The organism is Anaerolineales bacterium, from assembly GCA_016928575.1.
GTDB lineage: Bacteria > Chloroflexota > Anaerolineae > Anaerolineales > RBG-16-64-43 > JAFGKK01.
Window position 1 is genome coordinate 1 of sequence record JAFGKK010000107.1, and the last position, 22793, is coordinate 22793.

Below are 22793 nucleotides of genomic sequence, written 5' to 3' on the forward strand. Positions count from 1 at the left end.
AACGGGGGAGGATTGAAGGGGGGATCCCCCGTCTGCGAACTGCAGCTAACGGGGGAGGATTGAAGGGGGGATCCCCCGTCTGCGAACCACGGCTAACGGGGGAGGATTGAAGGGGGGATCCCCCGTCTGCGAACTACCGCTAACGGGGGAGGATGGGAGGGAGCCCCCCCCCGTTCGCGAACCACGGCTAACGGGTGAGGATGGGAGGGAGCACCCCCCGTTCGCGAACCACGGCTAACGGGGGAGGACGGGAGAGGGCTGTGAAGCCAAACGGTATAATCGAATCCCAAGCCGCCATGAAAACCATCCTCGTGATCGACGACGAACCGAAAATCACGAACCTAGTCCGAGATTACCTCGTCCGGTCCGGGTTTGTCGTCTTTACCGCGCGCGACGGACGCGAAGCGCTGGCGGCCGCGCGGGAGCATAAACCGGACCTCCTGATCGTGGACCTCGGCCTGCCCGACCTCGACGGCCTCGACCTAATCCGGACCCTGCGCGCCCAATCCTCCACCCCGACGATCATCCTCACCGCGCGCGACGAGGAAACCGACAAGATCCTCGGGCTCGAACTGGGCGCCGACGACTACGTGACCAAACCCTTCAGCCCGAAGGAGCTCGTAGCCCGCGTGCGGGCCGTCCTGCGCCGCAGCGAAACCACCCGGGCCGGGACGCCGGGCGATCTTCTGCGGGCGGGCGATTTGCGGATCGACCTCGTGCGCCGCGAAGTCCGAATCCGCGAGCGGCAGGTCGAGCTCACGGCGACGGAATTCGAACTCCTCTCAACCATGGCCCGCCAGCCCGGGCGGGTGTTCACCCGCGCCCAACTGCTCGACGCGATCCACGGCGTCTCGTTTGAATCCTTCGAGCGGGCGATCGACTCGCACATCAAAAACCTGCGCAAGAAGATCGAGCCCAACCCGCAGGAACCAGCCTACCTCCTCATGGTCTACGGCGTGGGCTATAAGCTGGCGGAATCGGTAGGCGGGCAGAAGGAGCAGCCGTGAACGACCGCAAGCGCCCATTCCACGATCCGCCGGAGTGGGGCGGCGGCGTTTTCCACGAACCCCGGCGTCCCCACCATCATCCCTTCCGTCATTTCCCCCGCCCGGCCTGGTGGCCGCAGGACGAACCCTGGCCGCCCGAGCCTCCCTTCGGCCGCCGGCACCGGCCCCCGTTCCGCTTCCGGTGGGGCTGCCTGCTCTCGGTCGTTTTCCTGCTCTCCAGCGCCGGATGCGGTTCGGCGCTGTTGATCGCCCTGTTCCGCTCCGTGTTCCCGGAGGAGCTTCCGCGCGGCGTTCTCTTGGTTCCGCTGGTCGGGTTCGTGCTGTTCGCCATCATCCTGGGCGGCATCCTCAGCCAGATAGTGTCCCCGCTGGATGAAGTGATGGACGCCGCCGACCGCGTGGCCGCCGGGGATTACACCACCCGCCTTGAGGAGCACGGCCCGCCGCAGATGCGGACCTTCACCCGCTCCTTCAACATGATGACCGGCCGCTTGCGGGCGTACGACGAACAGCGCAAGCGCCTGCTGGCCGACATCTCGCACGAACTGCGGACCCCGCTGACGGTCCTGCAGGGCAACCTCGAGGGGATGCTTGACAACGTCTACCCGCGGGACGAGGAACATCTTGCCCTGCTGCTCGAGGAAACCCGGATCCTTGCGCGTCTGATCGAAGACCTGCGTACCTTCTCTCTCGCCGAGACGGGAAAACTCGTCCTGCGGAAGGAACCCTGCGATCCGGCGCGCCTGGTTTCGGACTTGGCGCAGGCGATGCAGCCCTCCGCCGGCAAAGCGGGGGTGACGCTCGTGCAACAGACCGATCCCGGGTTGCCGAACATCGAGGCGGACATCCCCCGGATGCGCGAGATCCTCGAGAACCTGGCAACCAATGCGATCCGCCACACGCCCGAAGGCGGAACCGTGCGGATCGGCTGCCGCCGCGATGCGGGGGGAACCCCCCGCCTGGAATTCCGGGTTGAAGACAACGGGCGCGGAATCCCCGCGGACCTGCTCCCGCACGTCTTCGACCGCTACGTCAAGTCGGTGGATTCGGGCGGGACGGGGCTCGGCCTGGCCATCGCCAAGCAGCTGGTGGAAGCGCACGGCGGCGAGATCCGGGCCGAAAGCGAGGAAGGCGAAGGTACGGCGATCCGGTTCTGGATGCCGGCATAAGGGCAGGCCTCCGGCGTTTTGGAATCATCGACCGAAACAGGGCGGCGCGTCCCCGTCCCGAACGCTATGGAAACCCCGTTTGCTCAGCCGCCCTTTCCCCCCATCCTCCCACACCCTTCGACCGCTCCATCCGGGGAAGGCGTTCCGGGATACACTCTCCCGGCTCCTCATCCGCTTGATAAGGATTCAAAACAGTGAATTACCGCCGCCTGAGGCGGCGGCTTCAGTATTGTCGCACCTGGAAGGTGCGCTCCTAACGGCTCTAGTCGAACAACCGTTTTTATGCAATCTCAGTTTCTTTTTCCTGTTTCTCTTTCCATTGGACGAATTTTCTTATCCTCTCTTCGTCCAATCCCACACTACTTACGCAGTCTCCCCTGCATAAATAGTCCCTCCTTCGGTCCGACCGCCATCCCACCCAACCCCTCCTGTCGGCGATGGAAAAACCACGGGACGAAAATCCCACCCTCCCCTTCCCTCCCGTCTTACGGGAGGGAAGGGGAGGGCCAGGGGAGAGGTTAGGTGGGATGTCGATGAATTTGTCAGCTCCGTGGGAAAACGAATTACTACCACGGTGGTACCTTTTCATGGCACACACTGCCATAGGCAGTAGTTTTGAGAGCTAATAAAATTCGTAACTGCTTCTCAGGTAGCTTATTTCGACTGAATAATCTCAGCATAACATCACCAGTGTTATATGGTTTGTCCGTCACCCCGGCGTGGCTCCCCCGCGCCCGCCCTCGGCATGCTCTATGCCGGGGGAAGCGGGGTTCGAATCCGGGGTCCAGTATTTATTGAAGATTTGCTGGATGCCGGCTAATTTCACCCCCGGAGAAGAACACGCCGAGGGCGGGCGCCGGCATGACGATCGCCAGCTGAGTAGTAACTTAAACTCTTCCTACGCCCCTTTTCGGCCGGGAAGCCTGTTCCGCTGGTTTTCCGTGAAATAATCCCGGAGCACGCCTTCCGGCTCGCTCTCCGGAGGAGCGGATGAGGCGGAAGAAAACGGATGCGGCCGGGGATTTTCCGCCGGATGGTTCGGACCGGACGCGGGCGGGAGCCGTTATAATTGCCCCCGACCGCAAATCCGATCGAATTAGGAACGAACCATGAATGCAAGTAAGCCGACGCACAGGAATTTGAGCCGGAAGCAATTCCTCCAACTGTCCGCCTTCGGAGCCGCCGGCTGGCTGACCTCTTGCCGGGCGGCGCCGTCCGCCCCGGCGGTCACGCCGACCCGGACCGTCCCGCCCGTCGATCCCGCGGCGGCGAAAACGGAAGCCGCGGCTCCACAATCCGCGGTCACCAGCCGCGTCGTCCACACCCGCGGCGCAGGGGTCTGGGACGGCGACGGGCTTTCCGGCGCGGTCGTGCGCCGGATGTTGGACGAATCGATCGTGCGCCTGACCGGCCAAACGACCGCGCGCGACGGCTGGGCCTCGCTGTTTACCGCGGACGACAAGGTCGCGATCAAGGTCAACGCCTTCTACAACAGCCTGATCTGGACCCACGTCCCGCTGGTGGCGGCGGTGACGGATTCCCTCCAGGAAGCCGGCGTCCCGGCCGGCAGCATCGTCTTGTACGACCAGACCAGCGACGAATTGAAAACCGCCGGGTTCGCCGTCAATCCGGACGGGCCCGGGGTCCGCTGCCGCGGAACCGACAAGACCTACGGAACGGAATGGACCAACGTCGGCGGCGCCGATGTGCCGGTGAGCCCGATCCTCAAAGACTGCACGGCGCTAATCAACATGCCGGTGTTGAAAGCCCACATGCTGGCCGGAATCACCTTCGCGCTAAAAAACCACTTCGGTTCCGTGCAATATCCGGGCATGCTGCACAGCGGCATCGCCGGGAAGATCGCGGCGCTGAACGCGCTGCCCGAGATCAAGGAGCGCACCCGGCTGGTCATCGGCGACGTCCTCGAGGCGAACCTGGAATACGGCACCTCGTATCCCTATTGGACGGCTGACTACCGCGGGGATTCGATTCTGATGAGTTGCGATCCGGTGGCGCACGACGCGGTCGGGCTGGATATCCTCAAGGGGCTGCTTGCCGAAGCGGGCAAGCCGGCGCTGTCCCTGCTGTCGATCGCCGAATCCTGCCTTTCGGAATCCGGGTCGCTCGGCCTGGGCGTCCATCAACTCGAGAAAATCGAACGGCTGGAAGTCGCCGTCTGAATCCCGCGAGGCTGCGAACGGCATGAACGGAAAAACCCTGCGATTTGCGCATGTCCTCCGGACCGGAGCCGCGCCGACCCTCCTCGCCGGCTTGGTTTTCTGCGCGGGATGCGCGCCAGCGCCCGCTCCGGTCAAACCCGCCGATTCCCTCCCCGGCGCGGATTCCATCCCCGGCTGGATTCCCGCCGGCGAAGCCCTGACCTTCACCCGCGAGACGCTGTTCGACTACATCAACGGCGCCTCGGAATATTACTTCACCTACACCTTCGAGGAAGTGGCGACCGGCCGCTACGCGGACGGCGCCGGCAGGGAACTGAACGCCGAAATCTGGCGCTTCGCCGAAGCGGAGGACGCCTACGGCTTGTTCTCCGGCCGGGAGGGCATCCCGGCGGCGGCGGTCGGGCGGGCGAACCAAGCCGTGCTGGAAACCGGCGTGCGCCTGGTCTTCTGGCAGGAGAAATTCTACGTCAACCTCACCGCGCTCGACACGGCCGCCGACGGGGAACTGCTCCAATTCGCGGAGTTCATCTCCCGGTCGCTTCCGGCGGGCGGGGAGAAGCCGGCGATCCTCGGCTTCCTTCCCGCGGAAGGGCTGGCCGCCGGATCCGAAAAATTCTTCCATATGGAGTTGGCGATCCAGGAAAGGATCTGGCTCGGCGGGGAAAACCTGCTCGGATTGACCGCGGACACCGACGCGGTGGCGGCTCGTTACGCGCGCGGCGGTTCGGAATGTCAGTTGCTGCTGGTGCAATATCCGGATTCGGCGCGGGCGGAGGCGGCGCTCGAGGTTCTCCGGGGCGGCGGGGTGGAAGACGCCGCCGCGGCCGCCCGCAACGGAAAACTTCTGGGCGCGGTCTTCGGGACGAATGCGAAGGAGCCGGCCGAGGCCCTGCTGGCCGAGGCGCTGGGTACCTGAGGCAGCCCTTGCCTCGGAACGGAAACGGGCGGCGGTCGAAAAACACTTGAAAGCGGATTCGAAGCCGAATAAACCCGCCGGGCGGATCGCCCGCGGCAGGCTCGACGGTTTTTCAATGCCCGGCAGGGATGAATCACTCGCCGGCGGCGGCTGGGATTTCTTTCCTCGAGTCCGCTTCCATCTGGAAAAAATGTAATTTCTCAGCCGGCGATCATCATGCCGGCGCCCGCCCTCGGCGTGTTCTTCGCCGGAGGTGAACCTGGCCGGCGTCCAGTACATCTTCGATAAATATTGGACCCCGGCTTCGAATCCCGCTTTCCCTCGCTTTCCCTCGCTTCGCTCGGGACAGGCGCTCGGGACAGGCGCTTGGGACGGGCGCGAGGGCAGGCGCGAGGACGGGCGCGAGGGCAGGCGCGAGGACGGGCGCGAGGACGGGCGCGAGGAAGCCACGCCGGTGTAACGGATAAAACCCATAACGCCGCTGGTGTTATGTTGAGGTTTTTTCATCGAAATAAGCCGCCTGAGCAGTTGATAAAATAAGGAAAACGGATTTCCGTCATTCTTTATCCCCCAAACGGATTAGAATGGGGAATGGCCTGCCTGTATGGCGACGCATGCACCGCCCAGAAATATACTTCTTTACAACCTCAAAAAAGGTTTCTTCGATTCAGACCGCGGCCTTTTTCCGACCACCGGCTTTTTGCCACAAACATTACAAAAAAACCGGAAGGTTTCGTCTGTTATTCGCTCTTTGTGCCCTTTATGGCCGAGGTTTTTGCTGGAACTCATTCAGAGGTCTTACTATAGAAGAAAAACGCAATTGCTCAGCATCCCGCCATCATCCAACCCTCACTCCCCTTCACCCCTTCCCCCACTCCTGGCATACCCCCGCTTCGCGAGGGCAGGCGCCAGGAGTGGGGGAAGGGGACCGGAGATAGATGTGAGGTCGGAAAACGGCCGGTTATCCTTAAAAAACAGGCTGAGCAGTAACGAAAAAAAATGAGGAATCCCCCTTGGCCGGCGACCTGACCCCCTCAACCCTCGCGCTCAGCCCTCTGCGCGAAATCGCCCAGGCGCTTTCCGCCGCCTGGGACCTGGATACCACGCTGGATCTGATCGCGCGGCGGACGAACCACGTGATGGGCGCGGATTCCTGCTCGATCTACCTGCTCGAGCCCGAGGGGGAAATTCTGCGGCTGCGCGCCTCAACCCGCCTGGCCCGCGAATCGCTCGGGCGGGCTTCGCTGCGGCTGGGCGAGGGCCTGACCGGGTGGGCGGCGAAGCACGGCAAGAGCGCGGCCGTGCGCGAAGCCCGCCTGGACCCGCGCTTCAAGCTGCTGCCGGAAACCAACGAGGAAGGGCTGCGTTCGCTGCTCGCCGTCCCGTTGACCAACCGCGGGCGGGTGATCGGGGCGATGAACGTCCAGACCGCCGCGCCGCGCGATTTCTCCGAAGCCGAGGCGGAACTGCTGATGCTGATCGGCGACCTGGCGGCCGGCGCTCTGGACCGCGCCATGCTCCACGATTCGATGCGCAACCGGCTGGACGAGCTGACCACCCTCGCCAAAGTCAGCCAGACCGTCACCTCGCCGATGGTCCCGGACCAGATGCTCGAGCTGGTGGCGGAGATGGCCGCCGGGGTGATGGGCAGCGACGTATGCTCGCTGCAGCTGATCGACGAAGACCACAAGGAGCTGGTTATGCGCGCCGCCTGGAGCCGCAGCCCGGCCTACCGGCGCCGGCCGCCCCTGCGGATCGACGAGGGAATCGTCGGCGAGGTGATCCGGACCGGAAAGCCGGTGGCCGTCCAGGACGTGCGCGTCGATCCGCGCTACCACTTCAAGGACCTGGCGCGGCGGGAAGGCCTGGTCTCCCTGCTTTCGGTTCCGCTGGCCGTGCGCGAGAAGGTGATCGGCGTGATGAACGCCTACGTCGGGCGGCCGGTGGAGTTCACCCCGCAGCAGGTCGCGCTGTGCACCACGCTCGCCAACCAGACGGCCCTGGCGATCGAGAACGCGCGGCTGGCCGCCGGCGCCGCGATCGTGCGCGAGATGCACCACCGGGTCAAGAACAACCTGCAGACGGTGGCGATGCTCCTGCGCATGCAGCAGCGCGAAGGGGATTCCGCAGGGCCCGCCGACGCGCTGGGCGCCGGCATCGGGAGGATCCTGGCCATCGCCGCGGTCCACGAAACCCTCTCGCGTCAGGGATACGCCCTGGTGGACCTGCGGCAGGTGGCGGAACGCATCGTCCGGCTGACCTCGCAAAACATGGTGCGGCCGGACCTCGCCGCGACCATCACGGTGGAAGGGGATTCCCTGCTCCTGCCCTCGCGGCCGGCCACCTCGCTGGCCCTGGTGATCAACGAGCTTCTGCATAACGCACTGGAACACGCCTTCGGCGGCCGCGCGTCCGGAAGCGTGCGGATCCTTCTGGCCCACACCCCGGAAGATACGCTAGTGGAGATCTTGGACGACGGCGTGGGATTGGACGGCGGACAGCCGCGGGAGAGCCTCGGACTGGAAATCGTGCGGACCCTCGTCCGCGAGGACCTGTGCGGCAAGCTGGCGTTTGAATCCGGCCCCGAAGGAACGCGGGCGACGGTCCGCATTCCGCACACCGAGGCGTTTCAGGAGGCGGAATGAGAAAATTGAAGATCCTCGTCGCCGACGACGAATCGCTGATCCGGATGGGGTTGAAGACGATGCTTTCCGGATTGGGGCACGAGGTGCTGACCGCCGCCGACGGCCACGAAGCCTTGAGCCTTTTCCACGCCCGCGCCTTGGACCTGGCGATCCTCGACATCCGCATGCCGTTCACCGACGGGCTGGAAGCGGCCCAGGCGATGTGCCGCCGCCGGCCGATCCCGGTGCTGATCCTGACCGCCCACGGCGAACAGGACCTGATTGAAAAGGCCGCCGCGCTCCCGATTCAGGGGTATCTGATCAAGCCGGTGGACGAACGCGGCCTGGCGGCGGCGATCGAGGTGGCGGTATCGCGGTTTGAAGAATCCCGGCGGCTCGCAAGCGAAACGTCGGAAATCCGCGAAGACCTGGAATCCCGCAAAGTGGTGGAGCGGGCCAAGGGGCGGCTGATGCAGAGAGGCAAATCGGAGGAAGAAGCCTACAGCCAGATTCAGGAACGAGCCCGCTCGCGGCGGATCCCCATGCGCCGGGCTGCGGAAGAATTGCTTCGCGCACCGGCCCAACCTCCTGACCCCTGAACCCCTTCCCTCCGAGGCTGTCTAGAAAGATCGGCAGGGCAGGTGGAAGATCGTCATGCCCGCGTGCTCTTAGCGGGCATCCAGAGACTTTATCCTATCTACCCGCGAAAGACCCTGGATTCCCGCTAAAAACACGCGGGAATGACAACTCAATAAGTATCGGGTCTCATCCATAATAAGAAAGTTCCACTTTTTAGACAGCCCATGAGGGAAGGGAACGGGAGATGGGAGGTTAGGTTCGATCCCCCGAATAGGCCATCCGCGCGGCGGCCTGAAATCAGCCGTTCGGACGCTTGACGGAAATACCGGAAACGCCATAAAATTGGGCGAATTCAAGATTGGTTTTTGGGCCATGACGCCCGTTCCGCAATGCGGTTGCATCGCGGGACGGGCGTTTTTTATTTGCCTGAAATCCAAACACCAACGGAGGCCAAGATGCCGGAGTTAAACGAACTGTTCGGTTCCAACGTGTTCACCGACGCCAAGATGAAGGAGCGGCTTCCCAAGCCCGCCTACCAGGCTCTGCGCAAGACGATCGACCGGGGCGTGGCGCTCGATCCGTGGGTGGCCGAGGTGGTCGCCGGAGCGATGAAGGAATGGGCGGTGGAGATGGGCGCCACCCACTTCACCCATTGGTTCCAGCCGCTGACGGGCTACACCGCCGAAAAGCACGATTCCTTCATCAGCCCCTCCTCCAACGGCAAAGTCATGCTGGAGTTCTCCGGCAAGGAGCTGATCCGCGGCGAACCGGACGCCTCGTCGTTCCCATCCGGAGGCCTGCGGGCCACCTTCGAAGCCCGCGGCTACACCGCCTGGGATTGCACCTCGCCGGCCTTCCTCAAGGACCACGCCCTGTGCATCCCGACGGCGTTTGTCTCCTACACCGGGGAGACGCTGGATAAAAAGACGCCGCTGCTGCGCTCGATGGACGCACTTTCCAAGCAGGCTCTGCGGATTCTGCGGCTGTTCGGCAACACCGCCGCCGAGAAGGTGACCACCACGGTCGGCCCGGAACAGGAGTATTTCCTGATCGACAAATCGACCTACGACCGGCGCAAGGACCTGATCCTCGCCGGACGGACCCTGTTCGGCGCCAAGCCGGCCAAGGGCCAGGAGCTGGAGGACCATTACTTCGGCCAGATCAAGGAACGCGTCTCGGCCTTCATGGAGGAGCTCAACCAGGAGCTGTGGCGGCTGGGGATCCTCGCCAAAACCCAGCACAACGAAGTCGCCCCCGCCCAGCACGAACTGGCGCCGATTTTTTCCAGCACCAACCTCGCCACCGACCACAACCAGCTGGTGATGGCCTTCATGCAGAAGGTCGCCCGGCGGCACGGCTTGGTGTGCCTGCTGCACGAGAAGCCTTTCGCCGGCGTCAACGGCTCCGGCAAGCACAACAACTGGTCGATGGCAACCGACGACGGGCAGAACCTGCTGGATCCGGGGACGACGCCGCACGAGAACATGCAGTTCCTGGTCTTCCTCATGGCGGTGATCGCCGCGGTCGACGACTACGCCGACCTGCTGCGGGTCTCGGCCGCCACGCCGGGCAACGACCACCGCTTGGGCGCCAACGAGGCTCCGCCGGCGATCATCTCGGTCTTCCTCGGCGAACAGCTGACCGACATCCTCGCCCAATTGGAGAACGGCGGCGCGACGAACTCGAAGCAGGGCGGCACCCTGAACCTGGGCGCCTCCACGCTCCCGCCGCTGCCCAAAGACAACACCGACCGCAACCGCACCTCGCCCTTCGCCTTCACCGGCAACAAATTCGAGTTCCGGATGGTGGGCTCGTCGGCTTCGATCGCCATGCCCAACTTCGTCCTCAACGCGATCGTAGCCGAAACCCTCAGCCAGTTCGCGGACCGGCTGGAAAAGGCCAAGGACCTGAAATCCGAGGTCCGGGCGCTGCTGCGGGAATCCGCGCGGACCCACAAGAAGGTGATCTTCAACGGCAACAACTACTCCGAAGACTGGGTCAAGGACGCCGAAAAACGCGGCCTGCCCAACATCCGCTCGACCGTCGCCGCGACGCAGGCGCTGGCCGAGAAAAAGAACATCGCCCTGATGGAAAAGCACGGGATTCTGAGCAAGGCCGAGTTGGAATCCCGCCGGGAAATCATGCTGGAGGGTTACGTCAAGACGATCCGGATCGAGGCATTGACGATGCTGGAGATGGCCAAGCGGCAGATCCTTCCCGCCGCCGTGGAGTACATCTCCGATCTCGCCGAATCGATCCGCGAGGTGAAAGCCGCCGGGGTCGAGGCCGAAACCAGCGCGCAGGCCGAGACTCTGCGGGAAGTCTCCACGGTTGCGGCCTCGTTCAAGAATAACGTCGCGCGGTTGGAATCCAAGCTGGCGGAAGCCGATGCCGTGGACGGCGGCGCCTATCCGCAGGCTTGCGCCTTCCGCGATTCCGTGTTCACCCAGATGGCGCTCCTGCGCGAGGACGGCGACAAGCTGGAAGCGCTGGTCAGCGCGGAGGTTTGGCCGTATCCGACCTACAGCGATATGCTGTTCAATATCTGAACGGAAGCCCGGCGCGCCGCCCCATCCTGCCCCTCCTATCCTCCCCTCCCTTCCCGTCATACGGGAAGGGCGGGGAGGGATGTCGGTTGCGCTATGCAGAAAAGAATTCAGTGGAGGGGCGGGATGGGATGGCAATAGCCGCGCTGTTATTTCCCGCGCAATGTGTTGCTGAAAAATAAAAAAAACCCTTAACGGCAGAACCTTCTCCGGATTCATCGCAACAAGCAGTGATTGGGTTGGCCGATTAAGTTCAAAAACAGTGGAAAAATGTTCCCTTAAAGGCCGAATGCCAGCCTCCCTCTGGTATTCGGCTTTTACATTTATGGGGTTATTGCGAGCCTTCCACTATCGCAATCTCTTCTGATGTCAATTCATACAATTCATAAACTAAAGCGTCTATTTGAGAGTCGGTGGAGTCAATCAATCGCTGAAGACGCTCCTCTTCAATAATATCCTTCGCGACCTTTTTTTGTTTGTGAATATCAATCATCTGCTTAACGATCACTATCATTTTTTCTTGATCCTGCATCCAATTTAGTGGAAGTGGTAGTTCGGATATTTTAAATCCACCAACCTCCATCAATAACCCATACTTCTTCACAAACCACCAATTAGCTAATGTCGAGTTGAATAAACCTAATACCGCGAACAATGATTCGATAGGCAATTCGGGTTGCAATATTAGGTTTGAAAGTGAATGGCGATTCACCGCACCGCTGAAATCGCATGCTCCGATTAACTGTCTGGGTAACTTTTTCCGAAGTCGGTGGAATAATATTTTTGGTTGTTTGAAATATTTGGGGTCTCGTGGGCACCATAACCAATTACCATAGTGTATGTATGCAGTAGGTGCATCAATTTCAAATCTCCTAAGCTGTGATGCACTTTCAAGTAAAGGATACCAACCAAGACCTCTTGGTTTTTCTGCGATGTATCGATTAGCTTCACCATCTTCTTTTGTCTTATAAGGGATTACGCCTTGCGAATAATCCACCAAATCTCCCAAAGTTCCCCCGTCACAATTCATTTTTGTTAAAAGGGATATCTCAATTGGATTTGCTTGTAGATTAATGATGCTTTGCTTATCATCTTTCCATATTGATTGGCTTATTGTAAATTTATATTCAATTCGATGATCTTTAGTTCCTTTAGAAATAGATGTAAGCGATGCATCATCCAATTTCTTTCTATTGGTAATAATTGAGATGACGGTATCAACAATTGCTTTTTGAAAAACTTTAGTTGGCTCAAGGTCAACAAGATGATAGAAGAAACCTTTCGAAAGTAAATAACGCCGCAATTGCGCACCATAATGGTTCGTTAACCAAGCATTTGGTGTGATATATCCAAGGCATCCGGACGATTTCAATAAATTGAAGCCCCTCTCGAAAAAGAAGATGTATGTTTCAGGTTTTCCTTTTCGGTATATAAATTGACCTTGAAAGTATTCTTTTTCCTTTTCTGTGTAATCAGCACCATACGGCGGATTACCAATCACGCAATCAAATCCGCCCGCCTGCATTGCCTCTGGAAACTCCGCCGCCCAATCGAACGGGTTTACGCGCCGCAATTCCTCCGGATCGGGCATAAGCCGGCCGGCGAAGTAATCCGGCCCGATCAGGCTGTTGCCGCACTTGATGTTCTTATCCAGGTTGGGGAGCGCGCGCTCGGGGAGCAGTTCCATCTGCCTCTGCCGGCTCAGGCTCTCGTCGCTCTCGCCCTCCAGAACCTTGATCAGCAGGCTGAGCTTGGTGACTTCCGCCGCCTGCCGGTCGATATCGACTCCGAAAATGTGCTCGGTCAGGATGCGCTTCTTTTCGGCGGTGGTCAATTTCCAGGTATCCCGATATTTCCAAACGGCGTTTTTGTTCTTCTCCGGTTCGTTCGCCGTGTACCAGCCGAGGTAATGATCCATCAGATATTGATACGCGCCCAGGAGGAAAGATCCGGATCCGCAGGCCATGTCCAGAACCCGGAAACCTTTCAGCTGTTTCGGGCTCTTTCCTTCCACCTGTTTGCCGACCGCGTTTTTGACGATGTACTCGACGATGTACGCGGGAGTGTAATATACGCCCCCCGCCTTTTTAACCTCCGGTTTTTCCTCGACCTTGGCCTGATGTCCGGCTGTGAGCCGGATGACCTTGCCAAGGAACTGCTCGTACACGTTGCCCAGGATCTCCACCGGCAGTACGTTGAAGGCATAAGGCGATTTCGGAAAGTACAGGTCGGCGAGGATCGGCTCGAGCGCCTTATCGTCCAGCACCAGGTCCGGCGTGACACTGTCGCCGGTCTTGGAGAAATCGAACAGTCCGGAGTTGTAGCGCGAATCCGCCTGGCGGCACATCGCGATCAGTCCGGCGTAGATTTCGTCGCCTTCGGCCAGCTTCTGCAGGCGGCCGTAGGGCTCCACACCGCGGTCCTCCGCCATGCGCAGAAAGATGATCCGGTCGATCGTCCGCTGAACGGCGTCGTTCAGCTCGTCGATCGTGAGGTCGGGGTTTCGCAGGGCGATATTGCGCGCGAGCGCGTTGCGCCAGCCTTCGATTTCCTTCAGGAATTCGGCGTCCACTTCCGACGTTCCGCGCCGTCCCCGGCCGGCTTGGGCGAAAGCATCGAAGGAACCGCTCCGCACCGCCTCGCGCGAAAAAACGTCCCAGACCTCGTGCCAGCGGTCGGGATACTCCTCATAGGTTATGTAGTTCAGACGCGCCGTGGAGGATTTATCCTTGTCCGAAGGCCGGATCCGGCAATCGTAGGCGGACCACTCCTGAAAATCGGTGAGGACCGACAGCGGCAGTTTGGCGCTCCAGGCATAGCGCCGCAATTGATACGCCGGGGAGAGCGAGGTTTTGATGTCGACGCCCGGCTTCTTGGCTTCGGCGAAGAATTTGCGCTCCCGCCCCACCCGAAACACGTAATCCGGAGCGCGGTGAGCCTCGTTTCTTCCCATATCCAGTGAATCTTCGACGACAACCTCGCGGTACTCCGGCGCGGCCTGTTGTTGGTTGCGCACGTCCCAATTGAGCGCCATGAACAGCGGGTCGATGAACTCCTGACGCACGTGCGCTTCCTTGTACCCGGAAGCCTGATAGGCCGCCCGGTGGGCCGAAAAATGCTTTATCAGCCTGGCGATCTCGTCTTTGGATTGATCGAAGGTGAATGCCATGAAATACCTTGGTGGATAATTCAGGGTTGGACTTATTATAGAACGAGATCGCTGAAAAATCCCCTATTTTCAGCCCGTCCACCGCCGGCGAATCTGGCCCGTTTGGGGGTGGATATACCCGGAAGATAAAGTATACTCGGATCAAGATCGACAACCGAATATCTCGCAAGGCCGCGAAGCCTCCCGTCCCGTGTGGGACCGGAGGCTTTTTTCTTCCGCAGCAATCTTCGCCGAAACGCGAAGGTTGTGAATCGAGAGGAGCAACGCGCGGGGGTCACACCGGGGTGGTGGGGGCCGATGCGGGTTAGCTCCTCTTGATTCACAGCCTCCTTCAGCCGGCGGAAAGTATCCCGGCGCCGCAACGGGCATCCCTTTGCAGGGGTGGAAATTCGCCCAAGCAGGCATGTCAAGAAGCCGGTCGAGCAGCCTGAGTTCTCCGCGGGCGAATCGAAACCACCTTTTTTCTTGTGGTTTCGATGCTCCCCGCCAAAACGCCGTGGCCGCTCAATCAGCTTTACCGCATCCTTCCGCCCCTGCCAAAGCATTCCACGACTTGCGCCAACGCGGACATTCCGGATCCCCCTTTCGTAGTAATCGGACGATCTCGCGCCTTCCTGATTTGTGGCCCATTAGGGTGTTTCCACGGGTCTTGTTTTCCATACAATAGCGTAAAACCAGACGGGCCATGACGCCTCCGGAGGAATTCCTTCGGAGGCGTTCGCATTAATCCAGTGGCGCGGGCCGTCCCCCGTTTCCGCGGAGGGTGTTTCCGAAGGGGCGGGCGCAACACGGTGGAACGCAAGGGGGTCGGCGGACAAATGAATATATTCCCGGCCGCGACGCCTTGAACGGATATTCGGTTCAAGGTGTCGGCCGTTTAAGGGACTGCGGGAAAAGTCATACCAGGATTGTCATGCCCGCGCCGGCCCTGCTTAGGAGGGCCTTCTCCTCAGGCATCCAGCCGGACAAAACCCTGGATTCCCGCTGAAACCGCGCGGGAATGACGGACAAACCACCGCGCGGGAATGACGGACAAACAACCGCACGGGATTTTCCAAAGAACGCCGTTCGGTTTCTTTGGAGACAACCCGGTGCGGAATACCTTCGCAATGGAGGAAATCATGGAAGCCAATTCGAGCCCAACCACGATGCGCAAGACCCTCGGCCTGACCGGGGTGACGGTCAACGCGATGGCGCTGATCGCGCCGGGGGCGTTCCTGTGGATCACGTTCCAGTTGCAGGCCGCCGCCGGCGTCAACGCCGCCGGCATGGAGAAGGACATCTGGAGCGGCGTGTTCTTCGCGCTGATCATCGCGTTTCTCACGGCGCTTTCCTTTGCCGAGCTGGCGCGCAAATACCCCGAAGCCGGCGCCGGCGGCTCCTACTACTTCGCCGACAAAGCCTTTTTGGACCGCGAAAAGCCGGCCCACCGGCGTTTCGCCCGCATTTCCAAATTCGTCGTCGGCTGGGCGGCGCACCTTTTCTACTGGGTCTACCCCGGGGTGATGGTGGCGATGATGGCGACGCTGGTATCTTACCTGTGCGGCCAGTTCGGGATAGCCGTCCCGCCGTGGGGCCTGGTGCTGATCGCCGCCGCGTTTTCGGCCTTCGTGGGCTTTATCGCGGTGCGCGGGATCAACGGCTCCACCGTCGTCAGCCTGGTGATCAACATCATCCAACTCGTGTCGTTGGTCGGGTTTTCGGTCCTGGCGATCGCATTCCGCCTGTCCAATCCGCTCGGCGCGACGGAATGGGTGCATCCGACGGCCGTTTCGGTGGTGCTGCCGCACAACTTTGCGTCCATGCTGTTCCAATCAACGATCGCCATCCTGATCCTGGTCGGATTTGAATCAGCCACCTCGCTGGCCGCGGAAGCCAAAAATCCGAAGCGCGACATCCCGCGCGGGGTGATCCTTTCCTTGGCGATCCAGGGGCTGTTCGCCTACCTGCTGCAATACTTCGCCGCCAACTTCGCCATTTCCGAGAAGCTGACGGCGACCGCGTCCGACGGCACCGCCGTCTCCGGGATGGAGGCCGCCGCGGCCTCCGGGGCGCCGATCGGCGACTTGGTCCGGCTGATCGGCGACGCCATGCTGGGCGGTAACGGCTTCGCCCTGATGATCATCATCGCCTTCACCGTCGCGCTGGCGGTGCTCGGCACGACCCTGGCGGCGATGAATACCGCGGTCCGGATCTCCTTCGCCATGGCGCAAGACAAAGAGATGCCCGGTTTAATGGGGATCCTGCACGGCCGGTACGCCACCCCCTACATCGGAATCTGGCTGCTGGTGGCCGTCTCGGCGGTATTCGGCGCCGTCGGGTCGCAGAACGTGACCGCCCTGACGGGAATCACCCTGGCTTCGAATTTCGGCACGTTTGTGTTGTACGCCCTGATTTGCGCCTTGACCTTCATCGCCTTCGCGGGGCGGCGTGATTTCCGCTTCGGAAAGCACCTGATCGTTCCCGGCCTCGGACTGATCGGAAACGTCGGCATGCTGCTGGCCATCGCCGGAGTGGGCTTGGCCAGCGGAGGAACCTCCCAGGCGGCGACGGTCATCGGGCTGGGCATCGCCGCCCTGTGGGCCCTGGCGAGCGGCGCCTACTTGGTTTGGAACAGCCGCGCCCAGGGCAAGGCGATCCTACCCGCGGTCGCGGCCTCGGAATCCTGATAGCACCCCCTCCTTCATCCTCCCCCGCTTGGCCGGGTGCGCCAAGCGGGGGAGGGAAGGGGAGGGGGCAGAAAGCCGGCCGAATGGAACAATATCATCTTCAAACGACCACCTCCGTCATCCCATCCGCGGGAGCGCCGCTGCGATCCCTGCTTTCCACGGCGGCGGAAGTCCCCGGAATCCTCACCGCCGCCGGGATCAGCGACACCGGCACGCGCCGCGACGAAAATCAGGACGGCTTCCGGATGGCCGGCGCAGCCGCAAGGAACGGCCGGATGCGCGCGCTGTTCGCCGTCGCGGACGGGATGGGCGGGCTGGCGCAGGGACGGTTCGCCAGCCACGTCGCCCTGCAGGTTTTCTTTGAATCGTTCCTGCGCAATCACTCCTCCTCCGTCGTCCGAGCCATGCGGACTGCCGTCGAAGAGGCGGATTTCGGCCTGCAACAGGCGATGCGCCAACTGGGGATCCCGCGGATGGGAACGACCCTCACCGCCGCCTGCCTGGAAGATGGCCGCTTGCACCTTCTGCACGTCGGCGACAGCCGGGCCTACCAAATCCGCGGCGGCGGGATCGAATGCCTGACCCACGATCACACAACGGTGGGCGAAATGGTCCGCCTGCACGTCCTCGGCCCGGAAAAAGTCCGCGCCCACGAACGGCGCTCCGAACTGACGCGGGGGCTCGGCCTCAGCCTGTTCCTCCGGCCGGACACCGCCACCCGGGACCTGCACGGAGACGACCGGATTCTGCTGTGCACCGACGGCGTGTGGTCGGCGTTGGAGGACGGCGAGATCGCGGCTTGTTCCGCCGGCGCGGCTTCGCCCCTGGAGTTCGGACGGTCGTTGATCGATCTGGCGCTGGAACGCGGCAGCGACGACAACGTTTCGGCGATCGTCATTCAGGCCAAGTCGCCGGCGCCGGCGCGATCCGCCGCAGGCGGCCTCTGGGGCCGGCTCTTCCGGCACAGGACCGGGCACTGAATGAACCACCGCGCGGCAAGCCCCCCGCTTCCCCCGCTTCCCCCGCTTCGCGAGGGCAGGCGCGAGGGCAGGCGAGGGGTTTTCATCATCCCGCACGAGCAGGATAAAAGCGCCTTGGCCCCCGCCAAAGACACCCGCCGATGACGGACCGGGGCGGATCTTCCAGCGCCGGATCGGGCGCTGATCCGAGTCGGAAATCCCGAATATAATCGGAATGACAATGTTGAAATCCGGCGACCGATTTGACCGTTATGAAATCCAAACCCACCTCGTGCGCGGCGGAATGGGCGACATCTACCGCGCCTTCGATCCGGTGGAACAGCGGGACGTGATCTTGAAAATTCCGGACGCCTCGGGGGTGGGGGATCCGGTGTTGTTCGAGCGGTTCCGGCGCGAGCTCGAAACCGTCCAGACCCTCGACCACCCGATGATCCAGAAAGGATTGGGGTCGGGCGTCTTCGAGAGGATTCCATACCTCGTTGCGGAGTACGTGGAAGGGCGCTCCCTGCGCGACCTGCTCTACTCCGAAGCCCCGCTGCCGCCCGGGCGGGCGACCGGCCTGATCCGGATGATCGCCGACGGGATCGCCTATTGCCACGAACAGGGAGTGATTCACCGCGATTTAAAACCGGAAAACATCCTCATCACCCCCGCCGGGCGGCCGGTGATTCTGGATTTCGGTTTGGCGCTGACGCGCAAGGGCCGGCGGGTGACCTATCCGAAATTCTCCTCCGCCGCCGGAACCCCCGAATACATGGCCCCCGAACAGGTGGACGGCCGGCGGGGGGACGCGCGCACCGACGAATACGCCCTGGGAGTCATGCTGTACGAGATGCTGGCGGGGCATCCGCCCTTCGACGGGGACAATCCGATGGCGGTGATGGCGCAGCAGTTGTACCATCCGATCCCGCGCCTGGACCGGGACATGCCGTCGGTGCCGAAGCCGCTCGCCGCTGTCGTCACCCGCTGCCTGCAAAAGAAGCCGGAGGACCGCTTTCCGGACGTGCGCGCCCTGCTCGAGGCCCTCGAGAATCCGGAGACGGTCGACCTCGCCATTTTGGAAACGGCCGGAGGCAAACCTTCCGGCACTTCCTATTTGCGGAACCAAGTGGTCCTGGCGCTCGCAATCAGCTTCGGATTATTGCTGTTCGTGGCGCTGGCGGCGCTGTTCCTGCAATCGCTGCGCCCGGGAGGGTGAATCCTCCCCGTTTGCCGCTGAGTTTTAGCCGACGGGGCGGCCCCGGGCGCCGAAATCCACGCTCCCTTCTCACTCGCAATATTCGAGGATGTCGTCCATGATCGGCTCCGCTCCGGCCTTGTCGCCGATCGCCTCGCCCAACCGCTCGCGCTTCTCGTCGATATCGCCGGCGTAGTGCAGCGCCTCGCGGCCGCGCTCGCCGGTGCGGATCCGGATCACGTCCTCGACCGGATAGACGAAGATCAACCCGTCCCCGATGCTGCCCGTCGCGGCCGAAGCGCGGATCGCCTCGACCGCCTTGTCGAGGTTGTGGTCGCTCAGGACGATGTTGACCTGCAGCCGGGGCAGCAGATCGACCGTGTAATCGCCGTTGCGCCCGGATAGTTTGATCCCCCCTTGCCGCCCGTGGCCGCGGATCTCGACCACGTTCATGCCGACGATCCCGATCTGGTGCAGGGCGGTCTTCACGTCCTCCAGTTTCTCGGTGCGGATGATGGCCTCGATTTTCTTGGTCATGGCACATTCTCCTTTGGACTTTTTTCCTGACCTAACCCCATCTCCCGTTCCCTCCTCCCCTTCCCTTAAGGGAAGGGGAGGAGAGGTTGGGTCACGCATACGCCAGCTCGCCGTGCTCGCTGATGTCCAACCCGACTTCCTCCTCGTCCCGGGATACCCGCAAGCCGACCGTCGCTTTGAGGATGCGGGCCAGCAGGTAGGTTGCGCCGAAAGCGAACAGGATCGAAACCGCCGCGGCCGCCGCCTGGATCAGGAATTGCGAGGGATTGCCGGCCAGCAGTCCGTCCGCGCCGGCCGGGTTGACAGCCTTCACGGCAAACAACCCGGTGGCGACGGCGCCCCAGGTTCCGCCCACGCCGTGGCAAGCCCAGACGTCGAGGGATTCATCCAAGCCCATTTTTTGGCGCAGTTTGATCGCCCCCAAGCTGATCGGGGAAGCCAGCGCTCCGATGACCGCCGCCGCCAACGGGGTGACGTAGCCGGCGGCCGGCGTGATCGCCACCAGCCCGACCACCGCCCCGGTGACGGTCCCCAGGACACTCGGCTTGTTCCGCCGCCAGGTGATCAGCATCCAACTGAGCGCGGCGGCCGCCGCCGCGGTGTTCGTCGTCACCAGGGCGCTCACCGCCGTGCCGTTCGCCGCGAGGGCGCTGCCGCCGTTGAACCCGAACCATCCCATCCACAACAGGCCGGCGCCGAGCACGGTAAAAGGAATGTTGTGAGGCTCCATCGGCGCCTCCCCGTATCCCTTGCGCTTTCCGATCACCAGCGCGAAGGCCAACGCCGAGAAGCCGGCCAGGATGTGGACCACCGTTCCGCCGGCGAAATCCAGCGCGCCCATGGTGCGCAGGAAGCCGCCGGTGCCCCACACCCAATGCGCCACCGGATCGTATATTAGGGCGGCCCAGAGAAGCGTAAACAGCAGATAGGTTTTCCATTTCACCCGTTCGACAAACGCCCCGGTGATCAGCGCCGGGGTAATGACGGCGAACATCATTTGGAAAGCCATAAACGCCAGGTGCGGGATCGTCGCGGCGTAGTCGGGATTCGGCTCTGCGCCCACGCCGGCCAATCCGAGGTAGTTCAGCCCGCCGAAGAGACCGCCCCCGCCCGTGCCGAAGGCGAGCGAGTAGCCGACCAGCACCCACTGCAGGCTGATCAGCGCGATGGTGATGAAACTGAGATTCAATGTGGAGAGAATGTTCTTGCGCCGGACCATCCCCCCGTAGAAGAACGCCAGCGCCGGCGTCATCATCAGTACGAGCGCGGTGGAAACCAGCATCCAAGCGGTATCGCCGGAATCTATGGACGGCATCGTTATCATCCTCTCGGGAAAAAGAAATAGCCCTCGGAGGATTGCCGCCTCCAAGGGCTTCACGGCCGAAATGGATTTTCTTTTACCGAGATTATACCCATCCCCGCCGATGAATCAACACCCATATGGGTGAGAACTTCATCCTCCGGAAAACAGGCCGAGGCGGTCCTTGAGACCGCCTCGGCCTGAAAAACGCCGCCGCAGTCGAGGCTGCGGCGGCCGCGTTTACCAAAAACGAGGGGATTGCTTCGTCGGCCGAAAAAACACCGGCCTCCCCCGGCCTCGCCACGGCGAAAGCCTGCACTCGCGAAGCGGGGGCCGGGGCGGGGCTCGCAATGACTCCCGGCAGCCTACACCACCCCGTACGCAACCATGGCGTTGGCCACCTTTACGAAGCCGGCAATGTTGGCCCCGGCCAGATAGTTGCCCTTCTTTCCGTAGGCTTCGGCGGCGTCGAGGCACGCCTTGTGGATCCGCTTCATGATCCCGTGCAGGCGTTCATCCACTTCTTCCCGGGTCCAGGAGAGGCGCATGCTGTTCTGCGACATCTCGAGGCCCGAAGTGGCTACGCCGCCCGCGTTGGCGGCCTTGGCCGGCCCGAACAGGACGTTGCTCTCCTGAAACACCCGGATCGCCTCCAGCGTGGAGGGCATGTTGGCGCCTTCGCTGACGCATACGCATCCGTTTTTAACCAGCGCTTCGGCGTTGGTCAGATCGATCTCGTTCTGGCAAGCGGACGGGAAAGCCGCATCCACGTGAATGCCCTGCTCGCGGATCACATCCCATACGCTCTTGCCGGGGATGTAGGCCGCCTTATACTTGTCGGCGTATTCCTTGATCCGGCCGCGCCGGTTGTTCTTCAGGTCCAGGACGAACGCCAGCTTGGCCGCATCCACGCCGGCTTCGTCGACGACCGTGCCGCCGGAATCCGAGAGGGTGATCACCTTGCCGCCCAACTGGTTCACCTTCTCGACGGTGTATTGGGCCACGTTGCCCGAAGCGCTGACCGCGACGACCTTGCCTTTGAAATCCTGCTTGCGGGTGGCGAGCATCTCGGCCGCGAAATACGTCGCGCCGTATCCGGTGGCCTCCGGGCGGATCAGGCTGCCGCCGTAGTCGAGCCCCTTGCCGGTGAGCACGCCGGTGTGCTCGTTGACGATCTTCTTATAATAGCCGTACAGGAAGCCGATTTCGCGGCCGCCCACGCCGATGTCGCCCGCCGGAACATCGGTATCCGGGCCGATGTGGCGGTAGAGCTCGCGCATGAACGATTGGCAGAAGGCCATCACCTCGCGGTCGGATTTCCCCTTCGGATCGAAATCCGAGCCGCCCTTGCCGCCGCCCATCGGGAGCGTGGTCAGCGAGTTCTTAAAGACCTGCTCGAACCCGAGGAACTTGATGATCCCCAAGTTCACCGTCGGGTGGAAGCGCAGCCCGCCTTTGTAGGGCCCGATGGCGTTGTTGAATTGAACGCGGAACCCGCGGTTGACCTGGACTTCGCCCTTGTCGTCCACCCAGGGCACGCGGAACAGAATGGCACGGTCCGGAACGACGATCCGGTCGTAGATCTTCGCCTTGACGTACTCCGGATGCTTGGCGACGGTGGGCTCGAGGGTGGTCATCACCTCTTCGACGGCCTGATGGAACTCCGGCTGCCCGGCGTCTTTTTCCTTGATTTTCGCAATGACTTCCTGAATCACCGACATGGGGGGACTCCTTTTCCTGCGGGGTGGTGGGATCGGAGAATTATAGGAACAATGGGGGATCCAGCCATCACCCATACGGGTGGCTTTGGGTATTTTGCTCCATTTAAAGAGCGGAGGCGGGAAAAAGAATTGGAAAACAGGCTGTTTCCCTTGGGGCAAAAAACCATGGTTTTCGGCCGTTTTATGGCCTGGGTTGGGGACGACATTTAATCCAACACG

General features: G+C 62.0%; 15 protein-coding genes. 11 read left to right on the forward strand and 4 right to left on the reverse strand.

Annotation, left to right across the window (positions count from 1 at the left end):
• Positions 1 to 296: 296 nt before the first annotated feature.
• From JW929_13265 to JW929_13300, 8 genes are all read left to right on the forward strand, one after another.
• On the forward strand, positions 297 to 1007 hold the full coding sequence (locus JW929_13265; protein ID MBN1440371.1) for a response regulator transcription factor: 711 nt from the start codon (positions 297 to 299) through the stop codon (positions 1005 to 1007).
• A complete protein-coding gene (locus JW929_13270; GenBank protein ID MBN1440372.1) occupies positions 1004 to 2176 on the forward strand; it encodes a HAMP domain-containing histidine kinase in 1173 nt (390 codons plus the stop codon). Before JW929_13265 ends, JW929_13270 begins: the two co-directional genes overlap by 4 nt.
• A 1109-nt stretch (positions 2177 to 3285) precedes the next feature.
• Positions 3286 to 4356 carry a DUF362 domain-containing protein gene (locus tag JW929_13275; protein MBN1440373.1) on the forward strand — a complete coding sequence of 357 codons (1071 nt, stop codon included), beginning with the start codon at positions 3286 to 3288 and terminating at the stop codon, positions 4354 to 4356.
• Positions 4357 to 4378: 22 nt separating this feature from the next.
• Positions 4379 to 5272: a hypothetical protein gene (locus JW929_13280; GenBank protein MBN1440374.1), complete on the forward strand. Its 894-nt coding sequence runs from the start codon at positions 4379 to 4381 to the stop codon at positions 5270 to 5272.
• Between the two features lie 253 nt (positions 5273 to 5525).
• Positions 5526 to 5732: a hypothetical protein gene (locus JW929_13285; protein ID MBN1440375.1), complete on the forward strand. Its 207-nt coding sequence runs from the start codon at positions 5526 to 5528 to the stop codon at positions 5730 to 5732.
• Between the two features lie 553 nt (positions 5733 to 6285).
• Positions 6286 to 7917 carry a GAF domain-containing protein gene (locus JW929_13290; protein ID MBN1440376.1) on the forward strand — a complete coding sequence of 544 codons (1632 nt, stop codon included), beginning with the start codon at positions 6286 to 6288 and terminating at the stop codon, positions 7915 to 7917.
• A complete protein-coding gene (locus JW929_13295; protein MBN1440377.1) occupies positions 7914 to 8495 on the forward strand; it encodes a response regulator in 582 nt (193 codons plus the stop codon). Before JW929_13290 ends, JW929_13295 begins: the two co-directional genes overlap by 4 nt.
• A gap of 435 nt (positions 8496 to 8930) precedes the next feature.
• The gene (locus JW929_13300) at positions 8931 to 11024 is read left to right on the forward strand and encodes a glutamine synthetase III (GenBank protein ID MBN1440378.1); all 2094 of its coding nucleotides are present in this window, start codon (positions 8931 to 8933) and stop codon (positions 11022 to 11024) included.
• 328 nt (positions 11025 to 11352) lie between these two features.
• On the opposite strand, the gene JW929_13305 is transcribed toward JW929_13300, so the two are convergent.
• Positions 11353 to 14190 carry an N-6 DNA methylase gene (locus JW929_13305; GenBank protein ID MBN1440379.1) on the reverse strand — a complete coding sequence of 946 codons (2838 nt, stop codon included), beginning with the start codon at positions 14188 to 14190 and terminating at the stop codon, positions 11353 to 11355.
• Positions 14191 to 15311: 1121 nt separating this feature from the next.
• Here JW929_13305 and JW929_13310 point away from each other — a divergent pair.
• The 3 genes from JW929_13310 to JW929_13320 all read left to right on the forward strand — a co-directional run bounded on the left by JW929_13310 (position 15312) and on the right by JW929_13320 (position 19037).
• Positions 15312 to 16859, forward strand: a complete 1548-nt coding sequence (locus JW929_13310) for an APC family permease (GenBank protein MBN1440380.1) — start codon at positions 15312 to 15314, stop codon at positions 16857 to 16859.
• An 83-nt stretch (positions 16860 to 16942) separates the two neighbouring features.
• Positions 16943 to 17839, forward strand: a complete 897-nt coding sequence (locus tag JW929_13315) for a serine/threonine-protein phosphatase (protein MBN1440381.1) — start codon at positions 16943 to 16945, stop codon at positions 17837 to 17839.
• Positions 17840 to 18059: 220 nt separating this feature from the next.
• Positions 18060 to 19037 (forward strand): serine/threonine protein kinase, encoded by a 978-nt coding sequence (locus tag JW929_13320; GenBank protein MBN1440382.1) that lies wholly within the window; start codon positions 18060 to 18062, stop codon positions 19035 to 19037.
• A 69-nt stretch (positions 19038 to 19106) separates the two neighbouring features.
• Here JW929_13320 and JW929_13325 read toward each other — a convergent pair whose 3' ends face one another.
• From JW929_13325 to gdhA, 3 genes are all read right to left on the reverse strand, one after another.
• On the reverse strand, positions 19107 to 19553 hold the full coding sequence (locus JW929_13325; GenBank protein ID MBN1440383.1) for a P-II family nitrogen regulator: 447 nt from the start codon (positions 19551 to 19553) through the stop codon (positions 19107 to 19109).
• A 91-nt stretch (positions 19554 to 19644) separates the two neighbouring features.
• Positions 19645 to 20835 (reverse strand): ammonium transporter, encoded by a 1191-nt coding sequence (locus JW929_13330; GenBank protein ID MBN1440384.1) that lies wholly within the window; start codon positions 20833 to 20835, stop codon positions 19645 to 19647.
• Between the two features lie 383 nt (positions 20836 to 21218).
• Complete coding sequence (gdhA, locus tag JW929_13335) at positions 21219 to 22574, reverse strand: NADP-specific glutamate dehydrogenase (protein MBN1440385.1); 1356 nt, start codon at positions 22572 to 22574, stop codon at positions 21219 to 21221.
• Between the last annotated feature and the right edge of the window lie 219 nt (positions 22575 to 22793).